Source organism: Curtobacterium sp. NPDC098951 (assembly GCF_044759965.1).
In the GTDB taxonomy this organism is placed as follows: domain Bacteria; phylum Actinomycetota; class Actinomycetes; order Actinomycetales; family Microbacteriaceae; genus Curtobacterium.
Genome location: NZ_JBIWAG010000001.1, coordinates 276,515 through 300,374, shown reverse-complemented (window position 1 = coordinate 300,374; position 23,860 = coordinate 276,515). Strand labels below are relative to the sequence as shown.

At 71.9% G+C, this 23,860-nt stretch carries 27 protein-coding genes and 1 tRNA gene; 21 read left to right on the top strand and 7 right to left on the bottom strand.

Features of this window, described 5'->3' with window-relative positions; genetic code table 11:
• Nucleotides 1-89 precede the first annotated feature (89 nt).
• The 6 genes from ACIQUC_RS01410 to ACIQUC_RS01385 all read left to right on the top strand — a co-directional run bounded on the left by ACIQUC_RS01410 (nt 90) and on the right by ACIQUC_RS01385 (nt 6,874).
• A complete protein-coding gene (locus ACIQUC_RS01410; RefSeq protein ID WP_402262399.1) occupies nt 90-1,094 on the top strand; it encodes a carbohydrate ABC transporter permease in 1,005 nt (334 codons plus the stop codon).
• Nucleotides 1,095-1,098: 4 nt separating this feature from the next.
• The gene (locus tag ACIQUC_RS01405; protein WP_402262397.1) at nt 1,099-2,007 is read left to right on the top strand and encodes a carbohydrate ABC transporter permease; all 909 of its coding nucleotides are present in this window, start codon (nt 1,099-1,101) and stop codon (nt 2,005-2,007) included.
• Nucleotides 2,004-3,392, top strand: a complete 1,389-nt coding sequence (locus ACIQUC_RS01400; RefSeq protein WP_402262395.1) for an extracellular solute-binding protein — start codon at nt 2,004-2,006, stop codon at nt 3,390-3,392. Before ACIQUC_RS01405 ends, ACIQUC_RS01400 begins: the two co-directional genes overlap by 4 nt.
• 83 nt (nt 3,393-3,475) lie before the next feature.
• Nucleotides 3,476-4,456 carry a Gfo/Idh/MocA family protein gene (locus ACIQUC_RS01395; RefSeq protein ID WP_402262392.1) on the top strand — a complete coding sequence of 327 codons (981 nt, stop codon included), beginning with the start codon at nt 3,476-3,478 and terminating at the stop codon, nt 4,454-4,456.
• Nucleotides 4,457-4,487: 31 nt separating this feature from the next.
• Nucleotides 4,488-5,519 carry a Gfo/Idh/MocA family protein gene (locus ACIQUC_RS01390; protein WP_402262389.1) on the top strand — a complete coding sequence of 344 codons (1,032 nt, stop codon included), beginning with the start codon at nt 4,488-4,490 and terminating at the stop codon, nt 5,517-5,519.
• Nucleotides 5,516-6,874 (top strand): glycoside hydrolase family 125 protein, encoded by a 1,359-nt coding sequence (locus ACIQUC_RS01385; protein WP_402262386.1) that lies wholly within the window; start codon nt 5,516-5,518, stop codon nt 6,872-6,874. Before ACIQUC_RS01390 ends, ACIQUC_RS01385 begins: the two co-directional genes overlap by 4 nt.
• 79 nt (nt 6,875-6,953) lie before the next feature.
• Here ACIQUC_RS01385 and ACIQUC_RS01380 read toward each other — a convergent pair whose 3' ends face one another.
• Nucleotides 6,954-7,916 (bottom strand): SDR family NAD(P)-dependent oxidoreductase, encoded by a 963-nt coding sequence (locus ACIQUC_RS01380; protein ID WP_402262384.1) that lies wholly within the window; start codon nt 7,914-7,916, stop codon nt 6,954-6,956.
• A 102-nt stretch (nt 7,917-8,018) separates the two neighbouring features.
• Here ACIQUC_RS01380 and ACIQUC_RS01375 point away from each other — a divergent pair, with 102 nt between their 5' ends.
• From ACIQUC_RS01375 to ACIQUC_RS01365, 3 genes are all read left to right on the top strand, one after another.
• Complete coding sequence (locus ACIQUC_RS01375; protein WP_402262381.1) at nt 8,019-8,279, top strand: hypothetical protein; 261 nt, start codon at nt 8,019-8,021, stop codon at nt 8,277-8,279.
• Nucleotides 8,280-8,340: 61 nt separating this feature from the next.
• Nucleotides 8,341-9,651 carry a PP2C family protein-serine/threonine phosphatase gene (locus ACIQUC_RS01370; RefSeq protein ID WP_402262378.1) on the top strand — a complete coding sequence of 437 codons (1,311 nt, stop codon included), beginning with the start codon at nt 8,341-8,343 and terminating at the stop codon, nt 9,649-9,651.
• A gap of 110 nt (nt 9,652-9,761) precedes the next feature.
• Nucleotides 9,762-10,595, top strand: coding sequence for a glycoside hydrolase family 16 protein (locus ACIQUC_RS01365; RefSeq protein WP_402262375.1), 834 nt, complete (start codon nt 9,762-9,764; stop codon nt 10,593-10,595).
• A 49-nt stretch (nt 10,596-10,644) separates the two neighbouring features.
• Here the strand turns inward: ACIQUC_RS01365 and ACIQUC_RS01360 are convergent, their stop codons facing one another.
• From ACIQUC_RS01360 to ACIQUC_RS01350, 3 genes are read right to left on the bottom strand one after another with little or no spacing between them, the layout of a single operon-like run.
• Nucleotides 10,645-10,863 carry a hypothetical protein gene (locus ACIQUC_RS01360; RefSeq protein ID WP_022906489.1) on the bottom strand — a complete coding sequence of 73 codons (219 nt, stop codon included), beginning with the start codon at nt 10,861-10,863 and terminating at the stop codon, nt 10,645-10,647.
• 22 nt (nt 10,864-10,885) lie between these two features.
• Nucleotides 10,886-11,140 carry a Rho termination factor N-terminal domain-containing protein gene (locus ACIQUC_RS01355; protein ID WP_031261845.1) on the bottom strand — a complete coding sequence of 85 codons (255 nt, stop codon included), beginning with the start codon at nt 11,138-11,140 and terminating at the stop codon, nt 10,886-10,888.
• Nucleotides 11,141-11,165: 25 nt separating this feature from the next.
• The gene (locus ACIQUC_RS01350; protein WP_031261847.1) at nt 11,166-11,501 is read right to left on the bottom strand and encodes a DUF3140 domain-containing protein; all 336 of its coding nucleotides are present in this window, start codon (nt 11,499-11,501) and stop codon (nt 11,166-11,168) included.
• An 84-nt stretch (nt 11,502-11,585) separates the two neighbouring features.
• Between ACIQUC_RS01350 and ACIQUC_RS01345 the strand changes: the two genes are divergently transcribed.
• Nucleotides 11,586-12,485, top strand: a complete 900-nt coding sequence (locus ACIQUC_RS01345; RefSeq protein WP_022906491.1) for an SDR family oxidoreductase — start codon at nt 11,586-11,588, stop codon at nt 12,483-12,485.
• A 94-nt stretch (nt 12,486-12,579) separates the two neighbouring features.
• Nucleotides 12,580-12,717: a hypothetical protein gene (locus tag ACIQUC_RS01340; RefSeq protein WP_187290475.1), complete on the top strand. Its 138-nt coding sequence runs from the start codon at nt 12,580-12,582 to the stop codon at nt 12,715-12,717.
• Between the two features lie 3 nt (nt 12,718-12,720).
• Here the strand turns inward: ACIQUC_RS01340 and ACIQUC_RS01335 are convergent, their stop codons facing one another.
• Entirely contained in the window at nt 12,721-13,488 is a 768-nt protein-coding gene (locus ACIQUC_RS01335) for an acyltransferase (protein WP_402262369.1), read from the bottom strand.
• A 152-nt stretch (nt 13,489-13,640) separates the two neighbouring features.
• Here ACIQUC_RS01335 and ACIQUC_RS01330 point away from each other — a divergent pair, with 152 nt between their 5' ends.
• On the top strand, nt 13,641-14,588 hold the full coding sequence (locus ACIQUC_RS01330; protein WP_402262366.1) for a methyltransferase family protein: 948 nt from the start codon (nt 13,641-13,643) through the stop codon (nt 14,586-14,588).
• Here ACIQUC_RS01330 and ACIQUC_RS01325 read toward each other — a convergent pair.
• On the bottom strand, nt 14,569-14,988 hold the full coding sequence (locus ACIQUC_RS01325; RefSeq protein WP_022906496.1) for a VOC family protein: 420 nt from the start codon (nt 14,986-14,988) through the stop codon (nt 14,569-14,571). The genes ACIQUC_RS01330 and ACIQUC_RS01325 overlap by 20 nt on opposite strands.
• A gap of 109 nt (nt 14,989-15,097) precedes the next feature.
• Here ACIQUC_RS01325 and ACIQUC_RS01320 point away from each other — a divergent pair, with 109 nt between their 5' ends.
• The 4 genes from ACIQUC_RS01320 to ACIQUC_RS01305 all read left to right on the top strand — a co-directional run bounded on the left by ACIQUC_RS01320 (nt 15,098) and on the right by ACIQUC_RS01305 (nt 20,022).
• Nucleotides 15,098-15,775 carry a hypothetical protein gene (locus ACIQUC_RS01320; protein WP_022906497.1) on the top strand — a complete coding sequence of 226 codons (678 nt, stop codon included), beginning with the start codon at nt 15,098-15,100 and terminating at the stop codon, nt 15,773-15,775.
• Between the two features lie 36 nt (nt 15,776-15,811).
• A complete protein-coding gene (locus tag ACIQUC_RS01315) occupies nt 15,812-18,208 on the top strand; it encodes an ATP-binding cassette domain-containing protein (protein WP_402262362.1) in 2,397 nt (798 codons plus the stop codon).
• Between the two features lie 277 nt (nt 18,209-18,485).
• Nucleotides 18,486-19,529, top strand: a complete 1,044-nt coding sequence (mgrA, locus tag ACIQUC_RS01310) for an L-glyceraldehyde 3-phosphate reductase (RefSeq protein ID WP_402262359.1) — start codon at nt 18,486-18,488, stop codon at nt 19,527-19,529.
• A 157-nt stretch (nt 19,530-19,686) separates the two neighbouring features.
• Entirely contained in the window at nt 19,687-20,022 is a 336-nt protein-coding gene (locus ACIQUC_RS01305; RefSeq protein ID WP_402262356.1) for a hypothetical protein, read from the top strand.
• A gap of 10 nt (nt 20,023-20,032) precedes the next feature.
• On the opposite strand, the gene ACIQUC_RS01300 is transcribed toward ACIQUC_RS01305, so the two are convergent.
• A tRNA-Val gene (locus ACIQUC_RS01300) sits at nt 20,033-20,105 on the bottom strand.
• Between the two features lie 86 nt (nt 20,106-20,191).
• Here ACIQUC_RS01300 and ACIQUC_RS01295 point away from each other — a divergent pair.
• The 5 genes from ACIQUC_RS01295 to ACIQUC_RS01275 are packed head-to-tail and all read left to right on the top strand — an operon-like array spanning nt 20,192 to nt 23,860.
• Complete coding sequence (locus tag ACIQUC_RS01295) at nt 20,192-20,836, top strand: SatD family protein (protein ID WP_402262353.1); 645 nt, start codon at nt 20,192-20,194, stop codon at nt 20,834-20,836.
• Entirely contained in the window at nt 20,836-21,699 is an 864-nt protein-coding gene (locus tag ACIQUC_RS01290; protein WP_402262349.1) for a hypothetical protein, read from the top strand. Before ACIQUC_RS01295 ends, ACIQUC_RS01290 begins: the two co-directional genes overlap by 1 nt.
• Before the next feature lie 60 nt (nt 21,700-21,759).
• Complete coding sequence (locus tag ACIQUC_RS01285; protein WP_148286976.1) at nt 21,760-22,287, top strand: hypothetical protein; 528 nt, start codon at nt 21,760-21,762, stop codon at nt 22,285-22,287.
• Nucleotides 22,288-22,322: 35 nt separating this feature from the next.
• Complete coding sequence (locus ACIQUC_RS01280) at nt 22,323-23,303, top strand: aldo/keto reductase (RefSeq protein WP_402262346.1); 981 nt, start codon at nt 22,323-22,325, stop codon at nt 23,301-23,303.
• Entirely contained in the window at nt 23,297-23,860 is a 564-nt protein-coding gene (locus tag ACIQUC_RS01275; protein WP_402262344.1) for a hypothetical protein, read from the top strand. The genes ACIQUC_RS01280 and ACIQUC_RS01275 overlap by 7 nt, the downstream gene beginning before the upstream one ends.

Genomic DNA, 23,860 nt, shown 5'->3' with positions numbered 1-23,860 from the left:
CAATCGATTGGATTGAACCGATCCCGTCGGGCGGACCTCGAGTTCGACCGAGGCCACGACGAGGTGGCCCGGGATCCGAGAGGACGCTCGTGACGACGACGACACGAACTGGGACCGCAGCACCTCCGAGGCCGACGACCCGCAGCATCACCACCGCGGGTTCCGGCCGACGCCACCGCGAGAAGCGCCCGTGGACCGCTGCCGAGAAGCGCCGTCTGCGGATCGGGCTCGCGTTCGTGTCCCCGTGGATCGTCGGCGTGCTCGTGTTCATCGGGTACCCGCTCGTGTACTCCTTCGCGATCAGCCTCACCCGGTACTCGGGCATGCAGGGCGCGACCTGGGTCGGGTTGGGCAACTACGTCGCAGCGTTCATCGACCCGCTGGTCCACACCGCGGTGGGCAACACGGTGTTCTACGCGGTGATCGCGGTGCCGGTCGGCATCGTGGTGGCGATCATCATCGCGATCGCCATGAACCAGGACGTCCGCGAGATCAGCTGGTACCGGACGGCGCTGTACATTCCGTCGCTCATCCCGACGTTCGCGCTCGCGTTCATCTTCGTCGTGCTGGTGAACCCGCAGACCGGGCTCGTGAACCAGGCGCTCAAGCTCGTGGGCGTGCCGGCGACGAACCTGCTCGGCGACCCGACGACGGCGAAGCTCGTCATCATCGCCCTCGCCCAGATGGGTGCCGGCAACGCGGCGCTGATCTTCCTCGCCGGCATGCGGGGCATCCCGAAGACACTCTACGAGGCCGCGCGCGTGGACGGCGCGGGTCCGGTGCGGCAGTTCTTCGCGCTGACGCTGCCGCTGCTCTCCCCCGTGATCCTGTTCAACCTCATCACCGGGATCAGCAACGGCCTGCAGGTCTTCACCGAGGCGTACGTGATCTCGTCCGGGACGGGAGGCCTCGGGTCGCCGGACAACGGGACGTTGTTCTACATGCTGTACCTCTACAAGAACGCGTTCAGCTACGCGCAGCTCGGGTTCGCGAGCGCGATGGCCGTCCTGCTGTTCCTCGCCGGGATGCTCCTGTCAGGGCTCGTCTACTGGCTGTCCAAGCGGTTCGTGAACTACGACGTGACCGGGGAGTGACGCCATGACCACCGAAGTGACGAAGTCCATCACCACCGCCGCTGCGAAGGGTGACCGCGGGGCGTCCCGCAACGCCGACGGGTCCGTCCGCTCCGTCTGGTCGTCGGTCACGGCGCGCATCGTGCTCATCGCCATGAGCGTGCTGTTCCTCATCCCGATCTACTGGATGGTCATCTCGGCGCTCAAGGGCAACACCGAGCTCGGCGCCTTCCCCGCGACGTGGTTCCCGCACTGGCTCGACTGGGGCAACTTCGCCCAAGCGGTGCAGGCGATGCCGTTCTTCACGTTCTTCCGGAACACGCTCGTCATCACGGTCCTCGTGACGATGTTCTCGGTCGTGTCGAACCTCGTCATCGCGTATGGGTTCGCGTGCATCGAGTGGCGCGGCCGCGACCGGCTGTTCTACGTCGTGCTCGCGACGCTGTTCATCCCCTTCCCGGTGACCCTCATCCCGATGTTCGACCTGTACGCGCGGCTCGGCTGGATCAACACCTTCCTGCCGCTCGTGGTGCCGGCGCTGTTCGGGTCCGCGTTCTACACCTTCCTGCTCCGACAGTTCCTGCTGCAGATCCCGAAGGACCTCCTCGACGCCGCCCGCATGGACGGGGCGTCCGAGTGGCGCATCCTCTGGACGATCGTGTTCCCGCAGGCGCGTGCGGCCCTCGTGACGGTCGGCATCTTCGCCGCGGTCGGCGCGTGGAACGACTTCCTCGGACCGCTCATCTACCTGCAGGACCAAAGTGTGCAGACGCTGTCGATCGGTCTGCAGGTGTTCCGGCTCAACAACTCGCAGGACTTCCAGTTCAACCAGCTGATGGCGGCCGCGGTGCTCATCATCCTGCCGCTCGTGATCCTGTTCTTCGTGTTCCAGCGGACGTTCCTCAAGGGCGTCCAGATCGGGAGCTTCAAATGACCTCCGCGTTCAGCCGCCGATCCTTCCTGCGGGGGGCGACCGCCACGGCCGGTGCCGGTGCGCTCGCACTGCTCGCCGCGGGGTGCGCGACCGGATCCCGGTCGTCCAACCCGAACCAGGTGTCGCTTTGGGGCGTCACGGGCACGTTCGTCCCGTTCCAGACGAAGGTGATCGACCAGTTCAAGCAGCTGCACCCCGAGGTGGATGTCCGGGTGGACGTCGTCCCGTCACAGGGCACCGGGGACGCGACGAGCATCATCACGGCGGTCCGCGGCGGGACCGCTCCGGACCTCTGGCTGCTCGACCGGTTCAGTGCCGCGCAGTACGCGGCGATCGGACTCATCGAACCCATCGACGACCTCATCGCCGAGTACGAGGACCAGTCGAAGGAGGAGTTCCTGTCGCAGTGGCTCGGCTTCGCGGTCGGCGAGGTCTCCTACGAGGGCAAGACGTACGGCCTCCCGCACGACACCGATGCCCGCGGCATGTTCGTCAACCGCACGATGCTCAAGGACGCCGGGGTGGACCTCGACGAGTTCGACTGGGAGCAGAACGGCCCCGTGACGATGGACCGGATGTGGGAGGTCAGCCAGCAGGTCACGAAGAAGTCGGCGGGCGACTACACGCACATGGGGCTCTTGCCGTGGTACGGCGAGGGTTGGCCGTTCACCTGGGGCCTCGGACTCGGGGCGTCGTACTACGACCAACAGGACTCCCGGATGACGATGGACTCCGCGAGCGTCCGCGGCATCTACGACTTCTACGCCGAGTGGGCGAAGCGCTACGGGTACCGTGACGCCGACACCTTCATCGCGACCTACGAACCGACCGGCCACCCGCCGGGGCAGACCGCGTTCCTCGCGAACCGCATGGCCTTCATGGTCAGCGTGCCGTCGACCATCCAGACGTTCGACAACTACGGTCCGAAGGACCTCGACTGGACGACCGCGTACCTGCCCGTGCAGCAGGAGGGCGACCCGAAGTACACCTGGTCGGGCGGCTTCGCGCTCTGCCTGCCGAAGGGGTCGAAGAAGACCAGGGCGGTGTGGGAGCTCATGAAGTACTTCACGGGCAAGCGCGGCCAGGAGACCTACATGGTCCCCGCGACGAGCGTCCCGACGAACATCGCCGCGCTCGAGGACCCGAACGGCTCCGCGAAGTCGATCCGGTACTTCGTCGAGTCGATCACCGCGAGCACCTGCCGCCCGCCGCTGCCCGTCGGCGGCGCGTGGTGGGACTCCCTCGCCGACGCGCGCTCCAGCGTGCTCCTCGGCACCGCCACTCCGGAGCAGGCCGTCGAGCGGGCACAGAACCGCGTCGACCCGATGATGCAGACCTACGCACCGTTCGCGCTGCCGAAGGACTACGACAAGGTCCGCGTCTAGCGGACCACGACCCGACCAGCCGGCACACCTTGTGCCTCCAGGACGGACCCACCGACCACCGCGAACCGACAAGGACCCTCCCCATGCCCACCGCCCCGATCCGGGTCGCCGTCCTCGGCTTCTGGCACGTCCACGCCGGCGACTACGCCCAGCAGGCCGTCGACCACCTCGACACTGAACTCGTCGCCGTCTGGGACGACGACGAGCCTCGCGGCCGCGAGGGCGCTGAGCGTTTCGGCGTGCCGTACACCGACGACCTCGACGCGCTCCTCGCCCGGGACGACGTCGACGCCGTGACGATCACCACCTCGACCGACGTGCACCACGACGTCATCACCCGCGCGGCCCGTGCCGGCAAGCACGTCTTCACCGAGAAGCTGCTCGCACCGACCGTCGAGGAGAGCGAGGCGATCGTGCGCGCCTGCGACGACGCCGGCGTCGCTCTCGTCGTGTCGCTCCCCCGGCTGTACCACGGGTACACGCGGGCGATCACGGACGAGATCGCGAGCGGCCGCCTCGGCGAGCTCACCTCGGCCCGAGTGCGGCTGTCGCACGACGGCGCGATCGCCCCGTGGCTGCCCGAGCGGTTCTTCGACCCGGCGACGGCGATCGGCGGAGCCCTGACCGACCTCGGCTGCCACCCGGTGTACCTGACGCAGCTGTTCCTCGGCGCCGCACCGGAGACGGTGGAGGCCGTGTACCGCTCGGTCACCGGCCGCGCGGTCGAGGACCACGCGGTCGTCACGGTCGGCTACGCCTCGCAGGCGATCGGCGTCATCGAGGCCGGGTTCGTCGCCGCGACGCCGTTCACGATCGACCTGTTCGGCACCACCGGACGGGTGTCGTACACCGACGACGGCAACCGCCTCACCGCCGGTGGACCCGCGTACGGCGGCGAGACCGTCGAACTGCCGGTACCGGACGACGCCCCCGACGCCTTCGCACGATGGGTGGCGCACGCCCAGGACGGCACCCGGGCTGACGACAACCTCGTGCGCGCGATCGAACTCACCCGGCTCGTCGCCGCGGCCAACGCCGCGGCCGCGACACCCGTGCCCGCCTGACCCGCACGACACCACCAACCGGAGAACACGCATGACCACGACCCTGACCACCCCGATCCGCGTCGGCCTCATCGGCGGCGGCGGCATCGCCACGTTCCACATCAACCGCTACCGCGAGCACGCCGAGACCATCACGATCGGCGCCGTCGCCGACGCCGTCCCCGCGACCGCCGAGGCCCGCGGCACCGAACTCGGCGTGCCGTCGTTCACCGACTACCGCGAGATGCTCGACCTGGCGGACATCGACGCCGTGGACATCTGCCTGCCGCACCACCTGCACCGCGACGCGATCGTCGCCGCTGCCCGGGCCGGCAAGCACGTCCTCTGCGAGAAGCCGCTCTGCCTCACGCCCGAGGAGGCCGCCGACGTCGAAGCCGCCGTCCGCGAGGCCGGTGTCACACTCATGTGCGCCCACAACCAGCTCTTCATGCCCGCGGTCGCGAAGGCGAAGGAGCTCATCGACGGCGGCGCACTCGGCACCGTGTACGAGGTCCGCACGACCGACTCGTTCCGGAACGAGTTCGACCCGTGGAACATGGGTTGGCGCGCACATGCTTCGACGAGCGGCGGCGGCGAGCTCATCGACACCGGCTACCACCCGAGCTACCTGCTCATGCACCTCGCGGGCGGCGTCCCGGTGTCGGCGACCGCGATGCTCTCCACCCACCGTCTGGCGTTCATGGAGGGCGAGGACTCCGCGCAGTGCCTCTTCCGCTTCGACAACGGCGCGGTCGGACAGCTCGTCACGAGCTGGGCGTACGAGCCGGCCGCCGGGACGGAGCGGTTCAGCGTCGTCGGCGAGGCCGGGTCGTTGACCAGCGACGGGACGACGCTCCGGTGGGACCTCCGCGACGGCACCAGCGAGACCGTGACGTTCGACGAGGTCGACACGTTCTCGGCCGAGATCGCCGCGTTCGGCGCGTGCCTCCGCGACGGCACACGTCCGATCCACACCGAGCGTGAGGGGCTCGCCGTGCTCGGCATGATCCTCGCCGCCTACGAGGGCGCTCGCTCCGGCACGATCGCGCCGGTGCGGACGGCCGACCGCCCGGTGTCGGTGTGATCGTCAGCGACGGCGTCTCCGCGCTCGTCCGGGCCGCGGCCGACGCCGTCCGGTCGAGCGTGGGAGAACGCGCCGGGGACGTGGTCGAGGACGCCCTCCACCGGACGCTCGAGCACACCATCACGATCGAGGACGACGGCACCGCGTTCGTCATCACCGGCGACATCCCGGCGATGTGGATGCGTGACTCGACGACGCAGATGCTCCCGTACCTGCGACTCGTCCAGGCGGCAGGCCCGTCGGCGACCGCGCCGCTCGCCACCGGTGCCCGAGAGCTCGCCGACGTCCTCGTCGCGGTGGCCCGTCGGCAGTTCGCCAGCATCGCGCACGACCCGTACGCCAACGCGTTCAACCGTGGTCCGACCGGAGCGCACTACGACGACCGCGACCTCTGCGACGACCCCACCGTGTGGGAGCAGAAGTACGAGGTCGACAGCCTCGCCTACCCGGTGCAGTTCGCCGCGGCCGTCCACCGCGCCTCCGGCCGCACCGACCACCTCGGCCCCGAGGCCCACGCGGTCGCGCGGACGATCGTCGACCAGCTCCGACTCGAGACCGACCACGAGCGCTCGCCGTACCGGTTCGTCCGGGACGTGCCCGAGCCGACCGAGACGCTCGTCCGCGATGGCCGCGGCACCCCCGTCGCGGTGACCGGCATGACATGGTGCGGCTTCCGCCCCTCGGACGATGCCTGCACGTACGGGTACAACGTGCCGGAGAACCTCCACGCCGCGGCGGCGCTGGGCGACCTGGCAACCCTCGCCGCTGACGTCTGGTCGGACGACGCACTGGCTGCGGACGCGACCGCGCTCCGCGAGGGCATCCTCCGCGGGGTGTCGGAGCACGGCGTCGTGCCGCACCCGCGTGACCCCGACGCCCGCATCTACGCATACGAGGTCGACGGCCTCGGCGGCGTGGTCCTGATGGACGACGCGAACACCCCGTCGCTGCTGTCCCTGCCGCTCGACGCGCCGGACGTCCTCGACCCGTCGGTCGCCGCCGCGACCCGGGCGTTCGCACTCGGGCCGGACAACCCCTACTGGTTCAGCGGTGCGGTCGCCGCGGGCATCGGGAGCCCGCACACGGAACCGCACCGGGTGTGGCCGATCGCGCTCGCGGTCGAGGGCCTCACCGGCACGCCGTCACGCCGCCTGGAGCTGCTCGACGTGCTGCTGGGGACGGACGCCGGCACGGGACGCATGCACGAGTCCTTCGACGTGGACGACCCGTCGGCGTTCTCGCGGCCGTGGTTCTCGTGGGCGGACGCGATGTTCTGTGAGCTCGCGTTCGCCGCGGTCGCGGACGCCGGCGCGTCGATCACGAGCGCCCCGTCCGTCGCCGAGGTGACCACCTGACGGACGGGAGGCGCGGGTCGGACCCGCCCCGCGCCTCCCGTCCGTGACGTCGTCGCGCCCGGGGACCGGCTCCCCCGGTCTACCGTCGCGCGCGACCCAGGGCGACGGTCGCGACCGCGGCCACCGCTCCGAGCACGAGGAGGGGGCGGGTGACGCGACGCCGCTTCGCGACCCAGCCGCCGTCCGTCGCGTTGCCGGCGTCCGCCGGGGTCCAGAGGTTGCCGTCGGTCGGCGCGCCGGTCCCGCGGAGCGCGAACAGCTCGACCATCGGCTTCGTGATCTTGTGGAACAGCCCGGGGAAGACGTACTGCAGCGGCACGAGCGAGGCCTGGACCCGCCCGACGTACCGGTAGCGCTTCGGGTGCGCCGCCGCCCGGACGACCGCGCGACCGGCGCGGTCCACCGAGACGGTCGGCGGCAGCGGGTGCGAGTTCTTCCCGGTGTAGTTGGCGCCGTTCTGGTAGATCGGGGTGTCGATCGTGGACGGGAGCAGCGTCGTGAACCGGATGCCGGTGTGCGCGAACTCGTCGCCGAGGACGTCGATCAGGCCGAGCGCGGCGTGCTTGCTCGTGACGTACGCCGACTGGTACGGCGCGGAGAGCAACGACTGGATCGAACCGACGAGCACGTACGTGCCGGAGCCGCGCTGCCGCCAGTGCGGGAGCAGGTGCGTGATCGCGTTGAGGTGGCCGTAGAGGTTCGTGTCGACGACGCGCTTGAACGCCGCCGTCGGGGTCTGCTCGAAGCGGCCGTAGACGAACAGCGCGGCGTTGCCGACGAACACGTCGATGCGGCCGAACCGCGACGTGACCGTGGCGACGAGGTCGGCGACCTGGTGCTCGTCGGCGACGTCGGTCGGGATCGCGACCGCCTCGGCGCCGAGCGCGCGGCACTCCGCGGCGGCGGCCTCGAGCGATTCGTGGCTCCGGGCGGCGAGGACGAGCGTGGCACCCTGCCGGGCGAAGGCGTGTGCCGCCGACCTCCCGATCCCGCTCGATGCACCGGTGATGACGACGATCTTCCCGCGGAACCGTTGTGACATGGGGTCAGTGCTACGCGGTGGCGGCTCCGTCCCCGTCCAGGGCCGGGTGGCCGTGCGGCGCGACCACGTGCGCTGACCCGGGGCAGCTGTCACGATGGGCGCATGCGCAAGGACGACCTCACCGTCGACGAGGCGACCGTCATCGCCCAGCACGCCCGCGACGGCGTGCTGGAGCTGGACGACCCCGAGGTGCGGAAGGTCGTCGAGCAGGCGAACCGCGTCCTCGTCCGGGCGCAGATGTGGGGCGACGAACCGAGTCCCCGACTCCGGCGGCGGCGGAAGGTCATCGCGATCGGGGCGCTCGTGATGGTGCTCGTCTGGGTCGCCGGACTGCTCGTGCCGCTCGCCGTCCGGATCGGGTGACCGCGGCGCGCCGGAGTGTCGAGACTTGCTCCGCTCAGCTGCACCCGGTTGACTCGACACGATGACCAGCACGGCGGGCCCCACCGCGACCCCCAGGACCTGGACCGTCTCCGCGAGAGAGGACACCGGTCCGATCGTGCTCGTCGGACTCCGCTCGTCGTGGGCACCCCTCGCGAAGCAGACCGTCGTCGCCGCGCTCGTCGTCGTCGCCGCGGTCCTGAGCGTGACCACCCCGTGGCTGACGGTCACCGACGCGCCACGGATGTGGACCGGCGTCGCGCTCGCCGTGGCCGGCCTGCTGCTCGCGGGCGTCATGGCGCGCTGGCCCGGCGTGGCACGGGCGGAACTCGTCGTGCCCGCGATCGACTTCGTGGCGATCGGTCTGCTCCGGTACGGCACGGGCGACTCGCGGTCGGTCTTCCTCGCCGTCGTGGTCCTGCCGGTGATCTGGATGGCGGCGCGCCCGGGACGTCGACACGTGCTCTACCCGCTCCTCGGGACCTGCGCCACACTGCTGCTGCCGTTCCTTCTGGAGATGACCGAGCCGCGCGCGAGCGAACTCGTCCGACTGGCCTTCGCGGTCATCGTCTACGGGGCGACCGCGGCCGTCACCAACGAGCTGTCCCGGCAGGCGGACCGCCGGCTCAGCACCGCGCAGCGTCGGCGACGCGTGGCGGAGGGCGAGATCGACCGGGCCGCGCTCGTGCAGCAGTCGCTCCTGCCCGCGTCCACCGACGGGCTGCCGCCGGAGCTCCGTGCGATCGGGGTGTGCATCCCGGCGAAGACCGTCGGCGGCGACTTCTACGACTGGTTCCCGACCCCCGACGGCGCCGCGTTCACGCTCGGTGACGTCATGGGCAAGGGCGTCGGTGCCGGCATGATCGCCGCCGCCGTCCGCTCCCTCGTCCGCAGCACCGTCGACGAGACGGACGCGGCCACCGCGATCCGCCGTGCCGCCGCCGGACTCGCCACCGGCACGTCGGACGTCGAGAGCGCGCAGTTCACGACCTGCTTCCACGTGCGGATCGACCGCGACGGACACGCGCGCTGGGTGGACGCCGGGCACGGGCTGACCCTGCTCCGCCGCGCCGACGGGTCGGTCCGGTCACTCCGCTCCGGACACCTGCCGATCGGCGTCGGGACGTCGTGGTCGAGCGAGACGACCGACCTCGCCCCCGGTGACCTCATCGTGAGCGTGAGCGACGGCGTGCTCGACCTCTTCGGTGGCGACCTCGACGCGCTCGACCGCTTCGAGGCCTGGGTCGCGGAGCGGTCGCACCCGCAGCAGCTGGTCGACGGGATCGCCGAGCTCGCGCACCGCGGTGAGCACCCGGACGACGTCACGGTGCTCTGCGTCGCCTACCGTCCCTGACGCCTCCGACTCGGCGCGGACCGGACGGATCGACCGCGAGGGGTGGCGGCGCCCGCGCGGATGGGGCATGATCCGACGACCGCACACCCACCGCGCCCAGGGAGCACGACATGGACGACACGGTCGACCGTCGCCGGTTCATGACCTCCGGCATCGCCGTCACGGCCGCCGCGGTGCTCGGCGCGAGCACCCTCGGACGGTCGGCCCCCGCCGCAGCGGCCGCCGGGACGCTGCTCGCCGCAGACGAGTTCGACGGCCCGGCCGGCAGTGCCCCGAACAGCGCCGTCTGGCGGTTCGACCTCGGCGGCGGCGGTTGGGGCAACGGCGAGCTCCAGACGTACACGGACTCGCGGCGCAACGCGGCCCTCGACGGAGCGGGCAACCTCGTGATCACGGCCCGGCGCGAGGCGGACGGCTCGTTCACCTCGGCACGGCTCAAGACCGAGGGCACCACGACGGCGCAGTACGGCCGGATCGAGGCACGCATCCGGATCCCCCGCGGACAGGGGATCTGGCCGGCGTTCTGGATGCTCGGCGCCGACATCGGGTCGGTCGGTTGGCCGGCCTGCGGTGAGATCGACGTGATGGAGAACGTCGGGTACGAACCGGCGGTGGTGCACGGGACGGTGCACGGACCGGGGTACTCCGGCGCGCAGGGCGTGTCGGCCGCCTACCGGAACCCGACGGGAGCCGCGTTCGCCGACGGCTTCCACGTGTTCGGCGTCGACTGGCGCCCCGACGCCGTCACCTGGACGGTCGACGGCACCGCCTACCGGACGGTGACCCGACAGGACGTCGGGACGAACCCGTGGGTGTTCGACAAGCCGTTCTTCGTCGTGCTGAACGTCGCCGTCGGTGGGTCGTGGCCCGGCTCGCCCGATGCGTCGACCCGCTTCCCGCAGCAGATGACCGTCGACTGGGTGCGGGTCTCCAGCAACGCCTGAGCGCCGTCCGAGGCCGATGGGACCGGGCCACCGCTGGGGGCGTCGCGCGTCAGGGTCGACCGCGCCCGTTGCGCGCGATGAGCCACAGGTACGTGCTGTGCCCGATCAGCGCGAGGCCGAAGAACACCGCGGCGACGGCGTAGACACGGTCGAGCTTGCCCTGGCCGATCACGAGCATCACGATGCAGAACACGACGGCCACCGCGAGCACGCCGACCTGCACCGTCGACCAGATCCGTCGGAAGCGCGGCATGCCCGTCTCGTTCACGACTCCATGGTGCCAGATGCGGTCAGTGCTGCCGGAGCGCCTCGATGAGCTCGGCCTTCCGCTTCGACGAGTACCCGGTGAGTCCGAGCTCCTTGGCCCGGCGCTTCAGGTCCGCCACGGTCCAGTCGTCGTAGGAGCCGGACTCCCCGCCCTTCTTCGCGACCGCGTGCTCGCCCCGCGCCGCTGCGGCGTTGCTGATCCGCGCCGCCTTCTCCTTCGAGGCGCCCTCCTTGCGGAGCTCCTCGTACATGTCCGGCTTCTTGAGTTGGTTCGGCATGGCGCACACCGTACGCTCGGGCGTCTCAGTGCTTCTCGGGGTCGTTGCCCCAGTTCATGAGCGAGTACCGCCACGGGGTGTCGTGCACGTCGCCCTCGGGCCGCTGCTCGGCGTGCCGGGCGACGTACCCGACGACCTTCCGCATGTGCGCGTAGTCGTCCTTCGTGTAGTCCGCCTGGTGCTTCTCGAGGATCCGGATGATGTGCCGACCGCTGGCGTGCCCGGTCGACTCGCCGCCACCCGGCGGCTTCTGCCCGACGTGCTTCGACTCGTCCGTGTCGAGCCACTTCCGGAGCTCGGACGCCGTCATGTTCACGGCATCGGCGAAGTCCGCGCGGGTCTGCTGGTCGTCATCACTCATCCGACCACCGAACACCGCACTCCTGGAAACGGTTCCAGAGGCCGTCCGGTTCGCTGGGTGGGAACCGATGAGAGGACCCGCACCATGCCCACCGACCAGTACGAGCCCGCCGACCCGCGCACCCGCTACCCCGACGTCCGACCGGAGCCGCAGACGCAAGCCGAGCCGGGCCTCCAGAGCCGCATGGACCCGGTGCCGGACCTCGGCGAGTCGACCTACCGCGGGAGCGGCCGGCTCGCCGGCCGGAAGGCGCTCATCACCGGCGCGGACTCGGGGATCGGCGGCGCGGTCGCCATCGCCTTCGCCCGTGAGGGCGCGGACGTCGCACTCGCCTACCTGCCCGAGGAGCAGTCGGACGCGGACCACGTCATCGAGCAGATCCGTGCCGCCGGCCGGACCGCCGTGCCGGTGCCGGGCGACCTGCGCGACCGGGACTACGCCTCGACACTCGTCGAACAGGCCGTCGCCGGACTCGGTGGGCTCGACGCCCTCGTCAGCGTCGCCGGCAAGCAGCGGTGGCAGCCGGTCGTGGAGGACCTGACCGACGAGCAGTTCGAGGCGACGTTCGACGTCAACGTCTTCGGGCTGTTCCGCGTCGTCCGCGCGGCGCTCCCCCACCTGCACCCCGGATCGACGATCACCACGACCGCGTCGATGGAGGCCTACAAGCCCGCTCCCGACCGGCTCGACTACGCGGCGTCGAAGGGGGCGATCAACAACCTGTCGAAGGGGCTGTCCCAGGCACTCGTCGAGCGCGGCATCCGCGTCAACATCGTGGCACCCGGGCCGACGTGGACGGTCCTGCAGCCGAGCGGTGGCGTGGACCCGGAGTCGCTGCCCGACTTCGGCTCGAGCGAGTCGCCGATGGGCCGTGCCGCACAGCCGGCGGAGCTCGCACCCGCCTACGTCTTCCTCGCCTCGCACGAGTCGAGCTACGTCGCCGGCGAGACCCTCAACGTCAACGGCGGCATGGTCACCCCGTGACGAGACCATCCGGAACCCGCCGGGACCGACACGACCGGGAATGGAACGCTTGCCCCCGGCGTACCACCCAGCACCGAACGCGAAGGAGCACCCCATGAGCCACGACCTCCACGAGAGCACGGCCGTCGACGTCCAGCGGACCTGCCTGCCGGCCACGACGCTGTCCGCGCTGCACGACGAGCGCACGCCGTCCTTCGGGCGCTGGCTGGGCCAGATCAACCACCAGGACTGAGCGTCACACCCCCGGAGCGACCGGCGGCCGAGCGGATCCCGACGACGGGGCCTGCTCGGCCGCGCTCGTCCGGGGCGCCCCGTCGGACAGCCCGCCCCCGGCCGCGGTCGCGTCGGCCACCCCGTCGGACGGCACCCCGGCCGACGCGGACGCTCCCGTCGCGGACGCCGCCACCGCGGCCGCGAGGGCGACGGCCGCCGTGGCGTCGCGGGACGGTCGCGCCGAGGACGGTCCGAGCTCACGGATCCGCCGAGCCGGCACCCCCGCGTACACCCCGCGCGCGGTGAGGCGACCCCGCACCACCGCGCCGGCCGCGACGACCACGTCGTCCTCGATGACGGTGCCCGGCAGGACGACGGCCCGCCCGCCGATCCAGACCCGCTCGCCGATGTCGACCGGCCGTCCCGTGGCCTCGTCGCTCCACGTACCGTCCTCGCCGATCTCGTGGTGGCTCGTCAGCACGAGCACCTGCATCCCGATCGCGGAGTGCGCGCCGATCCGGACCGGGGCGACCGCCTCGATCGTGACGTTCCGGTTGAAGTAGACGCCGCGGCCGACCGTGAGGTTCCGCGGATCGCCCGTGAGCGCGCACAGCGGCCCCGGGCTCGACTCGAGGTGCGCGCCGCCGAGGATCCCGATGACCCGCCGCAGGGCCCGGGGCAGGAACGGTGACCCGAGCAGCAGCGTGAAGAGCGTGTACTCGCGTGCGTGGATGACGTCGTCCCGCAGTCGTGAGCCGAACGTGGACGGAGCTTCGCTGTGTGCGGCCATGCCGCCTCCAGGTCTCGCGGGTGGACGTGTGCGTCCTCGCACACAGCCGGAACGCTCGGTCGCGCCCGGCACGACGGACAACGCGGCAGCCGCGGCGTTGCGCGATTCTTGCGGTGTCCGACCGCCGGTTCCCGCACTGCTACCGTGCTCGCATGTCCTGGGGCCGACGCTACTTCGCGGTCCAGTCGATCGCGGGAGCCGCCTGGTGGATCGCGGTGCCGACCGTCGACGGGGTGCGCACCGCGACGCTCGGCTCGCTCGACCCGGCCCTCGTCGCCGTCGTCGACGTGCCGCTCTTCGTCGTCGCGTCCGCCCTCGCGGCCCTCGGTGTCCGTGCGGCAGCCCTCGTCGCCACCGTCTGGACGGCGCTCGTCGCGGTCGCGCTCGCCGCCTGGGCGACCTGGACGACCGAGGCCGGCGTCGGCGTGCTCGTCATGCTCGGCGCGACGGTGGGGTCGGCGCTCGCGCTGGCGCTCGTCATGCTCGGCCGGATCCCCACCGAGTGGTCGACGACCGGCCCGCTCCGGTTCCGCACCGCCGACCCCCGGGCCGGTCGGCGTCGACACGTCCTCGGCACCGTCCTGCAGATCACCGTGTTCTGGGGCCTGTTCCTCGGGGTGCTGCCACTCGTCATCGCCGCAGCGGAGCACCGGTGGCTACTCCACCCGGCGCTCCCCGGCGGGGTCGTGATCGCCGCGGTCGTCACCGGAGCGGTCGCACTCGTCGCCGCGAGCGCGCTCGGCATCGCGTCCGCCGCGGCCATGTCCACGCAGGGCGCCGGGACCCCGCTGCCGTCCGCGATGCCGAACCGGCTCGTGATCGCCGGCCCCTACCGTGCCGTGCGGAACCCCATGGCGCTCGCCGGCATCGCCCAGGGCGTCGCCGTCGGCCTCCTGCTCACCTCGTGGATGGTCGTCGCGTACGCGCTCGCCGGCGCCGTCGTCTGGAACTGGGTCGTCCGGCCGCTCGAGGAGGCCGACCTCGAGCACCGGTTCGGTGACGACTTCCGTCGCTACGCCGCGCGCGTTCGGTGCTGGGTGCCGCGCCGACCGGTCCCGGCGAGTGCCCCCGCGGACGCGATCAGCCCGCCGCGCCGCTGATGTTCACGAGCCAGGTGACCCCGAAGCGGTCGGTCACCATGCCGAACGTGTCGCCCCACGGGGCCTTCGTGAGCGGCTCGATGACGGTCCGCGCACCGTCGGCGAGACCGTTCCAGTAGCGGGTCAGGGCTTCCTCGTCGTCGCCGCTGAGGGACACCGAGATGTTGCTGACGTCCGGGCCCTCCATGCCGGTCGGAGTGTCGGAGGCCATGAGCAGCAGGCCGTTCTCGCCCTCGAGCTGCCCGTGCATGACCTTGTCGGCGTCGGCGGGGTCCTGCGCCATGCCGGCCTCGCCGAACGTCGAGACGGTGAGTTCGCCGCCGAACACGCCGTGGTAGAAGTCGAGCGCGTCGCGGGCCTGGTCGCGGAGGCCGATGTACGGGTTGAGTCGGACGGACATGGTGGACTCCTCGCAGGTGGTGCACGGGCGCCGTCGTCCGTGTCGCGTCGATCGTCCCAGACCGGCCGTCCGCACGGAACCCCACGGGCGGGTCGTGCAGGATGGTCGAGTGGACGGAGCCGACGCGTACGACGAGCACCTCTCCGCCGAGATGCCGTGGACCGAGGTCGTCACCACGCTCGAGGCCCTCGGTTGGACGCCGTGCGGCACCGGGGACTGGGCGTACGCGTTCCGATCCCCCTCGGGCCGACTCGCGGCGCGGATCAGCCCGTTCGACCCCGCCGGGCGGTACTCGGCGATGCTGTACCGAGCCGCGGCGCACACCCGCCAGGTCCCGGTGCTGGTCGACCACCGCGTGCTCGAGGGCGGCTCCGACCTCACCGTGATGGAGTACCTGCGGCCGGTGTCCGTGGCCGAGGGCGCCACGTTCCACCGATCGATCGCCGGGCGGGAACCCGCCGTCGCCGCGCTCGCCGCGCACATCGACACCGTCCACGCCCGTGGCGCTCGGGAGCAGCCGTGGTGGGGTCCGCTCGACGACAACCCGGCGAACGTGCTGCGCGGAGCGGACGGTCGCCTCGTCGTCGCGGACCTGTTCTTCGCCGACGGACCGGCGCTGTACGCGACGGTCCGGGACGACCCGGACCGGATCGTACGGGACTACCCGGAGCACCTCCGGCGACACATGACGGAGCTACCGCTGGGGAGTTCCGGCGGGTGGCCCGACGGCGACGCCGAGCGCATGCGGCACGGGCTCGCAGCGGCCGACCGTCGCCTGCGGGGCTGACACAGCACCCAGCCGCACCCGCCTAGCATCGTGAGGATGCCCGACCCCCGCCCCGACGAGTTCATCCGCGTCCGCGGCGCCCGCGAGCACAACCTGCGGGACGTGGACGTCGACATCCCCCGCGACCGCATCGTCGCCTTCACCGGCGTCTCCGGCTCCGGCAAGTCGAGCCTCGCGTTCGGCACCGTGTTCGCCGAGGCACAGCGCCGCTTCCTCGAGTCCGTCGCCCCGTACGCCCGACGCCTCATCGCGCAGGGCTCCACCCCGCACGTCGAGTCGATCACGGGGCTGCCCCCGGCCGTGGCCCTGCAGCAGCGCCGCGGTGCCCCCAGCGCCCGCTCCACCGTCGGCACGCTCACCACGCTGTCGAACTCGGTGCGCATGCTGTTCTCCCGCGCCGGCACGTACCCTCCGGGTGCCGACCGGCTCGAGTCGGACTCGTTCTCACCGAACACCGCCGCCGGCGCCTGTCCCCGCTGCCACGGCCTCGGCACCGCGCACGAGGTCACCGAGGCGTCCGCGGTCCACGACGACTCGCTCAGCATCCGCGACGGCGCGATCACCGCGTGGCCGGGCGCCTGGCAGGGCAAGAACCTCCGCGACGTGACGGCCGTGCTCGGCTACGACATCGACCGGCCGTGGCGGGAACTCCCCCGCGCCGACCGCGACTGGCTGCTCTTCACCGAGGAGCAGCCGGTGGTCGAGGTGCACCCGAAGCGGGACCGGGTCGCCAAGCCCTACCGCGGCCGGTTCTGGAGTGCACGGCAGTTCGTGCTGCACACCCTCGCCGACTCGCAGAGCGAGACCCAGCGCACGAAGGCCCTGCAGTACGTCGAGTCCGGGCCCTGCGGCCTGTGCGGCGGCACCGGCCTCACCCGGGCCGCCCTCGCCGTCACGATCGGCGGGCACAGCATCGCCGAGCTGGGCGCGCTGCCGATCACCGCGCTCGCCGACGTGCTGCGTCCGATCGCGGCGATCACGGACCCGTCGGCGGCGACGTCGCGGGCGACGTCGGGCGAGCACTCCGAGGTGGCCGTCGCCATCGCCGGGGACCTCGTCAGGCGTCTCGACGTCCTCGTCGGTCTCGGCCTCGGGTACCTCGCGCTCGCCCGGTCGACGCCGACGCTGTCCCCGGGCGAGACGCAGCGGCTCCGGATCGCAACGCAGCTCCGTTCCGGGCTGTTCGGTGTCGTGTACGTGCTCGACGAACCGAGCGCCGGGCTGCACCCCGCCGACGCCGAGTCCCTCGTGCAGGTGCTCGACGACCTGCGGGCCGGGGGCAACAGCGTCTTCGTGGTCGAGCACGACATGAGCATCGTCCGTCGCGCCGACTGGATCGTCGACGTCGGGCCGGGCGCGGGCTCCGGCGGCGGCACCGTCCTGTACAGCGGCCCCGTGGACGGTCTCCAGCACGTCGACGAGTCGGTGACCAGGCGGTTCCTCCACCCGGCCGGCCCACCTGCGGTCCGCACACCGCGGGAACCGATTGCCACGCTGGCCCTTCGGGACGTGACGCTGCACAACCTGCACGGTCTCGACGTCGACGTCCCGCTCGGGGTCCTCACCGCGGTCACGGGGGTGAGCGGTTCCGGGAAGTCCTCGCTGGTCGGCGGCGTGCTCGCCACGCACGGCGCGGACCACCCGCTCGTGACCCGGGTCGTCCAGGTCGACCAGAAGCCGATCGGCCGCACGCCCCGCTCGAACCTCGCCACCTACACGGGCCTGTTCGACGCCGTCCGCCAGGCCTTCGCCGCCACCGATGCCGCACGTGAGCGCGGCTGGGGCGCCGGACGGTTCTCGTTCAACGTCGCCGGTGGTCGCTGCGAGGTGTGCCAGGGCGAGGGCTCCGTCTCGGTCGAGCTGCTCTTCCTGCCTGGCAGCTGGGCGCCGTGCCCGGAGTGCCACGGCGCCCGGTACAACGCCGAGACGCTCGAGGTCCGCTGGGACGGCGCGAGCATCGCCGACGTCCTCGGGATGACGGTCGACGACGCGGCCGACTTCCTCGCGGCGATCCCCGCGGCGTCGCGCGGACTCGAGACCCTCCGGCAGGTCGGTCTCGGCTACCTCCGCATCGGGCAGCCCGCGCCGGAGCTCTCCGGCGGCGAGGCGCAGCGCATCAAGCTCGCCACCGAGCTGCAGCGCGCCCGGTCCGGCCACACGCTCTACGTGCTCGACGAACCCACGACCGGGCTGCACCCGGCCGACGTCGAACTGCTGTCCGAGCAGCTGTCCCGGCTCACCGACGCCGGCAACACCGTGGTCGTCGTCGAGCACAGCATGGACGTCGTCGCGGCGGCCGACCACGTCATCGACATGGGTCCCGACGGTGGGGACGCGGGCGGCCTGGTGGTCGCCGCGGGGACGCCGGCGACCGTCGCGGCGTCCGCCGCGAGCCGGACCGCCCCGTACCTGCGGGCGCAGCTGGGGCTCTGAACCGGGTCTGCTCACGGACGGGAGGCGCGGTGCGGGCCTGCACCGCGCCTCCCGTCCGAACCGGTGCGGGTCTCGCACCCCGCACCGGCCACTGAGTGGCCATCAGCTTTTCATCCCTCAGGAGGATGCACCGGCGGCCGGACCGGAGCATGCTGAGCGGTGTGTGGGGAGTCCGGTCGTCCGCGACCGCGGTCGTGGGGGCCGCGGTCGCGACGCGCCGGACGGTACGGACGGTGTCCTGAGCCACGGGGCCGCACGTCCTGCCACGATGGACGGCATGACCTACACCGCCAGCGGCGACCGCTACGACACCATGACCTACCGCCGCACCGGGAACTCCGGCCTCGACCTGCCGCTGCTCTCGCTCGGCTACTGGCACAACTTCGGCGACGACGTCCCCTTCGAGACGCAGCGCGCGATCAGCCGCCGCGCCTTCGACCTCGGCATCACGCACCACGACCTCGCGAACAACTACGGCCCGCCGTACGGTGCCGCCGAGCTCAACTTCGGCCGGCTCATGCGCGAGGACTTCCGTCCGTACCGCGACGAGATGATCGTGTCGACCAAGGCCGGCTGGGACATGTGGCCCGGCCCGTACGGCCAGGGCGGCGGCTCCCGCAAGTACGTGCTCGCCTCGCTCGACCAGTCGCTGCAGCGCACCGGCCTCGACTACGTGGACGTCTTCTACTCGCACCGCCTCGACGCCTCCACCCCGCTCGAGGAGACCATGGGCGCGCTGCACACCGCCGTCCAGCAGGGCAAGGCGCTCTACGTCGGCATCTCCTCGTACGACGCCGAGCGCAGCCGCCAGGCCGCCGCGATCCTGCGCGACCTCGGCACGCCGCTGCTCATCCACCAGCCCTCGTACTCGATGCTGAACCGCTGGATCGAGACCGAGGGGCTGCTCGACGCCGCGAGCGAGCTCGGCTTCGGCGTCATCGGGTTCACCGCACTCGCGCAGGGGCTCCTGACGGGCAAGTACCTCGACGGCGTGCCCGAGGACTCGCGCGCCGCCGCCGGCAAGTCCCTCGACGCGTCGAGCATCACCCCGGAGGTCGTCGGCCACCTCCGCGCCCTGAACGACGTCGCCGCCGCCCGCGGCCAGTCCCTCGCGCAGCTCGCGCTCGCCTGGGCGCTCCGCGACGAGCGGGTCACGTCGCTCGTGATCGGCGCCTCGCGCGTTTCCCAGATCGAGGACAACGTCGCGGCGCTGGCGAACACGTCCTTCACCGACGAGGAGCTCCGCACCATCGACGAGCACTCCGTCGGCATCACCGACGTCGACCTGTGGGCCGGTGCGCGCGCCGGTCAGGTCTCCTGACCCGCGACCGTCACCAGGTGGCGGACGGGAGGCGCGGTGCGGGTCCGCACCGCGCCTCCCGTCCTGCAGACGGTCGCGTCCACGATCTGGAACAGAACCTGCACACGTCACCGCGTCCCGGTTGCCGTGGGTGGCTGCCGTCGGGCAGTCTCGACCCGTGAAGTTCCTCCGCAGCCAGATGTCGCTCGACGAGCAGATCCGTGACGATCGTCGCGGCATGCGGGTCGGCTGGGCTGGGGTCTGGTTCGGCGCGGGCATGTGCTGGCTGATCGGAGCGGTCATGGCATGGCTCACGATCGCCGCGCTCCTGGACGGGCACCCGGAGGACGCACCGTGGATCCCCGGCGCCATGTTCTGGGTGCTGTCGATCGCCGCGGTGTTCGCGATCCTCGGGCTCCGGCGGATGCTCCGCGACCTCCGCGAAGCCACCGCGACCCTGATCGAGCACATGCGTCAGGACGACGAGCAGGACCGCTCCGCCGACGGCCGATGAGTGGATCCGGTGGGCCCTGCCGGGATCGAACCGACGACATCCACGGTGTAAACGTGGCGCTCTACCAGCTGAGCTAAAGGCCCTCGCGTCGAGTCTACGGTGTCGACCACCCCGACCGATGTTCAGCCACAGCCTTACTTTCGGCGATATGAAGTCGTATCCTTAACACGTGCACGCCGACCCCGTCATCGCGGTGATCGTCGACCTCGTCGACTCCCGCACCCTCGACGACCGCTCTGCAGCCCAGCGCGACGTCGAGCGCGCCTTCGACGGTACCCCAGCGGTCGAAGCAGTCGATCCGCTGCGCGCAACCGTCGGGGACGAGTTCCAGGTGATCTACGCAACGCTGGCCGACGCGCTCGTCGCGACCACCGCGGCGATCCTCGCGCTCCCGCCGACCGTGCAGATCCGGTTCGGGATCGGCCGCGGCACGGTGCGGTCGATCGGCACGGGTGCGGTCGGCCCCCTGCAGGACGGCCCCGGGTGGTGGTCCGCGCGCGACGCCATCAACGAGACCCATCGCCGCGAGGACGGCCGGACCGCGTTCCTCCGGGCCTGGTACCACGACGCCGAGGACCGGCACGGAGCGACGGAGCGCCTCGTGAACGCCTACTTCCTGAGCCGCGACCACGTCGTCTCGCGCCTGACCCCGCGTGCGCGGCGGATCGCCCTCGGACTGGTCCAGGGCCGGACCCAGGCGCAGATCGCCGCCGACGAGGGCATCACCCCGTCGGCCGTGTCGCAGTCCGTGCAGAAGTCGGGTGTCGCCGCACTCGTCGAGGGACTCCGGGTCCTCGGGGACGGGGGCCGCTGATGCTCGCCGGGATCCTGCTCGCCCTCATCGGGACGGCCGACGTGGTGCGCGCCCGGACCGGCACCGACGCCGCACCACGCCGCGTCCTGGCGACGGTCGTGGTCGTGCTGCTGTGGATCGGTGTGGCGGTCGTCGCCGTGTTCGGCCTCGGGCTCAAGCTCGGGTCGGTGGCCATCGCGATCGTGCTCGCCGCCCTCTGGATCGCCACGACGACGCCCGTGCGACCCGCTGACACCCGGGCGTCCGCCACGCCACGACCGGTCTGGTGGCGTCGTTCGGGTTCGTGGCCGTCGGTCCTGCTCGCGGTCGCCCTCGCGGTGCTGCTGCTGTCGACCCCGTCCGCCGATCCGTCAGGGTTCGTCGTCGAGTGGCAGCGCGGGTCCGCCCCGGGGTTCGTCGCCGCCGTCCCGCTCGCCGCGATGGTCGGTGGCGTCGGTGCGGCGCTGTTCCTGGTCGACTCGGCGAACGTGGTCGTCGCCCAGGCCCTGCCGCCCGGGCTCTCCCCCGACACCGTCGGTCGGACGGTCGCGGACGACGGCGGGCGACGGCTGTTCGGACGACGTCCCAGACGAGACGCCCCCGCAGCCGAGCGCGAGCGCGCCGGCGACGACGACGGCACCGTGCTGCTCAAGGGCGGCCGGATGATCGGTCCGATCGAGCGCCTGCTGCTGGCCGGCTTCTCGCTGGTCGGGGCCTTCCCCGTCGTCGCGGCCCTGATCGCCGCCAAGGGCATCGTCCGCTTCCCGGAGATCCGCCGCGAGACGACCGGGTACCAGGCGGAGTACTTCCTCATCGGCAGCCTGGTGAGCTGGGCGATGGCGTTCGCCGCGGCCGGCATGTGCTGGCTGCTCGCACAGGGCTGACACGCAGCGCCCAGGTGACGCACGGTGAGCGCACCGTCGTCGCCGGGTACCGTCGTCCCCGTGAACGGAGTCGGAGTCCTCGACGAGGCCGGCCGCCTGCGGCTGCTCGGTGCCGGTGCGACCGGTGCCGCGTTCGCCGTCGTGCTCGTCGTCCTCGTGGCGTCGTCGTGGACGGAACCGACCCCTGCGCTGCTCGTCGGCCTCGGCATCCCGTCGGCCGCCGTCGGCACCACCATCGCGGTGGTGCTGCAGCGCCGCTCGTGGCGCGCCGAGGGCGGGTACGAGCGGAGCGTCGTCGTCCGGAACTGGGTGCTCGACGGCGAGGTGCCGTCGACCGTGCCGGCCGCCGAGTGGATCCCACTCGTGCAGGCGCAGGCCGAGCGCGAGGTCGCCGGCTGGGGGAAGATCGTCCTGTCGACCATCTGGATCCTGATGACCTGGTCGATGCGCGACCAGCACGGACCCGTCATCACGACCATGCTGATCCTGCTCTGGATCGGCCTCGGCACGTGGAGCGCGCTCTGGGTGATCCCCCGCGCGCGGGCCGCCAAGCGACTGCTCCGGCGCGGGGTCGCCACGCCGACCTGATCCCCCGCGGGCCCGGCCTGGGTACGCTCGCCGTCATGCAGAGTCGCACCCTCGGCCGTACCGGCCGCACCGTGTCCGTCGTCGGCCTCGGCACCTGGCAGTTCGGCGGTGACTGGGGTCCCGTGTCGGACGCCGACGCGAACGCCGTCATGGACGCCTCCGTCGAGTCCGGCGTCACCCTGTTCGACACGGCCGACGTCTACGGCGACGGCCGGAGCGAGCAGCTCATCGGCGCGTGGCGCTCGGCGAACCCCGACGTCCCGCTGACCATCACGACGAAGATGGGCCGACGCGCCGAACAGGTGCCGTCCAACTACGTCGCCTCCAACTTCCGCGAGTGGGTCGACCGCTCGCGCCGCAACCTGCAGCAGGACACCCTCGACCTCGTCCAGCTGCACTGCCCGCCGACCGAGGTCTACGCCGACGACGCCGTGTACGACGCGCTCGACGCGCTCGTCGCCGACGGTTCGATCGCCGCCTACGGCGTCAGCGTCGAGACCACCGACCAGGCCCTCACCGCGATCGCCCGTCCCGGCGTCGCGACCGTCCAGATCATCCTCAACGCGTTCCGGCTGAAGCCGCTCGACCGCGTGCTCCCGGCCGCACGGGAGGCAGGGGTCGGCATCCTCGCGCGCGTCCCGCTGGCATCGGGGTTGCTGTCCGGCAAGTACACGGCGGACACGTCCTTCGCCGAGGGCGACCACCGCAACTACAACCGCCACGGCGAGGCGTTCGACCAGGGCGAGACCTTCAGCGGGGTCGACTTCGAGGACGGCGTGCGTGCCGCGCAGGTCTTCGCGGCGTCGCTGCCGGACGCCGTCTCGGTCCCGCAGGCCGCGCTCGCGTGGGTCATCGCCCAGGACGGCGTCACCGCGGCGATCCCGGGTGCGCGCAACCCCGAGCAGGCCCGGTCGAACGCCGGCGCCGGCTCGCTCCCCGAGGTGCCCGGCCTCGACGAGACCGTCCGCGAACTGTACGACGAGTGGTTCCGCGCCGCCGTGCACGACCGATGGTGAGGCCGGCGGCCGTCGGCGCGGCGCTCGCGGCCCTCACGGTCGTTGCGCTCATCGCGGGCGGGACGACCCCGGCGGACGGTACCTCGCGGTCCGCTCCCCCGTGGCCCGCGCCGACGACCCTCGCCGAGCACGCGGACGACGCCGGACTGCGGAACGTCTGGGGCGAGCGACTCGCCGAGCACGTGCACACCCACCTGACGATCCTCGACGGCGACGAGCCCGTGACGGTGCCTGCGAACGTCGGGCACTCGGACGCCCGGCGGTTCGCCGCGCAGCTGCACACGCACGACACCTCGGGCATCCTGCACGTCGAATCGCCCACCCGGCAGACCTTCACGCTCGGGCAGTTCTTCGACGAGTGGGGCGTCTCGCTCGGTCCCGCGCACGTCGGCGGGCTCCGCGGCGAGCTCACCGTGTGGGTCGACGGCCGACGGTACTTCGGCAATCCGCGCTCCATCGCCCTGACGAACCGCCGCGAGGTCGTGCTCGACGTCACGACGATCGGCGAGGTCCCGCACCTGCCGCAGCCCTTCGACTGGCCTCCGCAGTACCGCTGA

What these genes read in the sequence shown, in the direction of transcription:
- ACIQUC_RS01390 (WP_402262389.1), top strand. Translation starts at nt 4,488, where the DNA reads ATGACCACGACCCTGACCACCCCGATCCGCGTCGGCCTCATCGGCGGC.
- ACIQUC_RS01280 (WP_402262346.1), top strand. Translation starts at nt 22,323, where the DNA reads ATGCAGAGTCGCACCCTCGGCCGTACCGGCCGCACCGTGTCCGTCGTC.
- ACIQUC_RS01375 (WP_402262381.1), top strand. Translation starts at nt 8,019, where the DNA reads ATGCGCAAGGACGACCTCACCGTCGACGAGGCGACCGTCATCGCCCAG.
- ACIQUC_RS01345 (WP_022906491.1), top strand. Translation starts at nt 11,586, where the DNA reads ATGCCCACCGACCAGTACGAGCCCGCCGACCCGCGCACCCGCTACCCC.
- ACIQUC_RS01330 (WP_402262366.1), top strand. Translation starts at nt 13,641, where the DNA reads ATGTCCTGGGGCCGACGCTACTTCGCGGTCCAGTCGATCGCGGGAGCC.
- ACIQUC_RS01405 (WP_402262397.1), top strand. Translation starts at nt 1,099, where the DNA reads ATGACCACCGAAGTGACGAAGTCCATCACCACCGCCGCTGCGAAGGGT.
- ACIQUC_RS01315 (WP_402262362.1), top strand. Translation starts at nt 15,812, where the DNA reads ATGCCCGACCCCCGCCCCGACGAGTTCATCCGCGTCCGCGGCGCCCGC.
- ACIQUC_RS01395 (WP_402262392.1), top strand. Translation starts at nt 3,476, where the DNA reads ATGCCCACCGCCCCGATCCGGGTCGCCGTCCTCGGCTTCTGGCACGTC.
- ACIQUC_RS01350 (WP_031261847.1), bottom strand. Translation starts at nt 11,501, where the DNA reads ATGAGTGATGACGACCAGCAGACCCGCGCGGACTTCGCCGATGCCGTG.
- ACIQUC_RS01340 (WP_187290475.1), top strand. Translation starts at nt 12,580, where the DNA reads ATGAGCCACGACCTCCACGAGAGCACGGCCGTCGACGTCCAGCGGACC.
- ACIQUC_RS01325 (WP_022906496.1), bottom strand. Translation starts at nt 14,988, where the DNA reads ATGTCCGTCCGACTCAACCCGTACATCGGCCTCCGCGACCAGGCCCGC.
- ACIQUC_RS01290 (WP_402262349.1), top strand. Translation starts at nt 20,836, where the DNA reads ATGCTCGCCGGGATCCTGCTCGCCCTCATCGGGACGGCCGACGTGGTG.
- ACIQUC_RS01365 (WP_402262375.1), top strand. Translation starts at nt 9,762, where the DNA reads ATGGACGACACGGTCGACCGTCGCCGGTTCATGACCTCCGGCATCGCC.
- ACIQUC_RS01380 (WP_402262384.1), bottom strand. Translation starts at nt 7,916, where the DNA reads ATGTCACAACGGTTCCGCGGGAAGATCGTCGTCATCACCGGTGCATCG.
- ACIQUC_RS01400 (WP_402262395.1), top strand. Translation starts at nt 2,004, where the DNA reads ATGACCTCCGCGTTCAGCCGCCGATCCTTCCTGCGGGGGGCGACCGCC.
- ACIQUC_RS01275 (WP_402262344.1), top strand. Translation starts at nt 23,297, where the DNA reads ATGGTGAGGCCGGCGGCCGTCGGCGCGGCGCTCGCGGCCCTCACGGTC.
- ACIQUC_RS01355 (WP_031261845.1), bottom strand. Translation starts at nt 11,140, where the DNA reads ATGCCGAACCAACTCAAGAAGCCGGACATGTACGAGGAGCTCCGCAAG.
- ACIQUC_RS01370 (WP_402262378.1), top strand. Translation starts at nt 8,341, where the DNA reads ATGACCAGCACGGCGGGCCCCACCGCGACCCCCAGGACCTGGACCGTC.
- mgrA (WP_402262359.1), top strand. Translation starts at nt 18,486, where the DNA reads ATGACCTACACCGCCAGCGGCGACCGCTACGACACCATGACCTACCGC.
- ACIQUC_RS01335 (WP_402262369.1), bottom strand. Translation starts at nt 13,488, where the DNA reads ATGGCCGCACACAGCGAAGCTCCGTCCACGTTCGGCTCACGACTGCGG.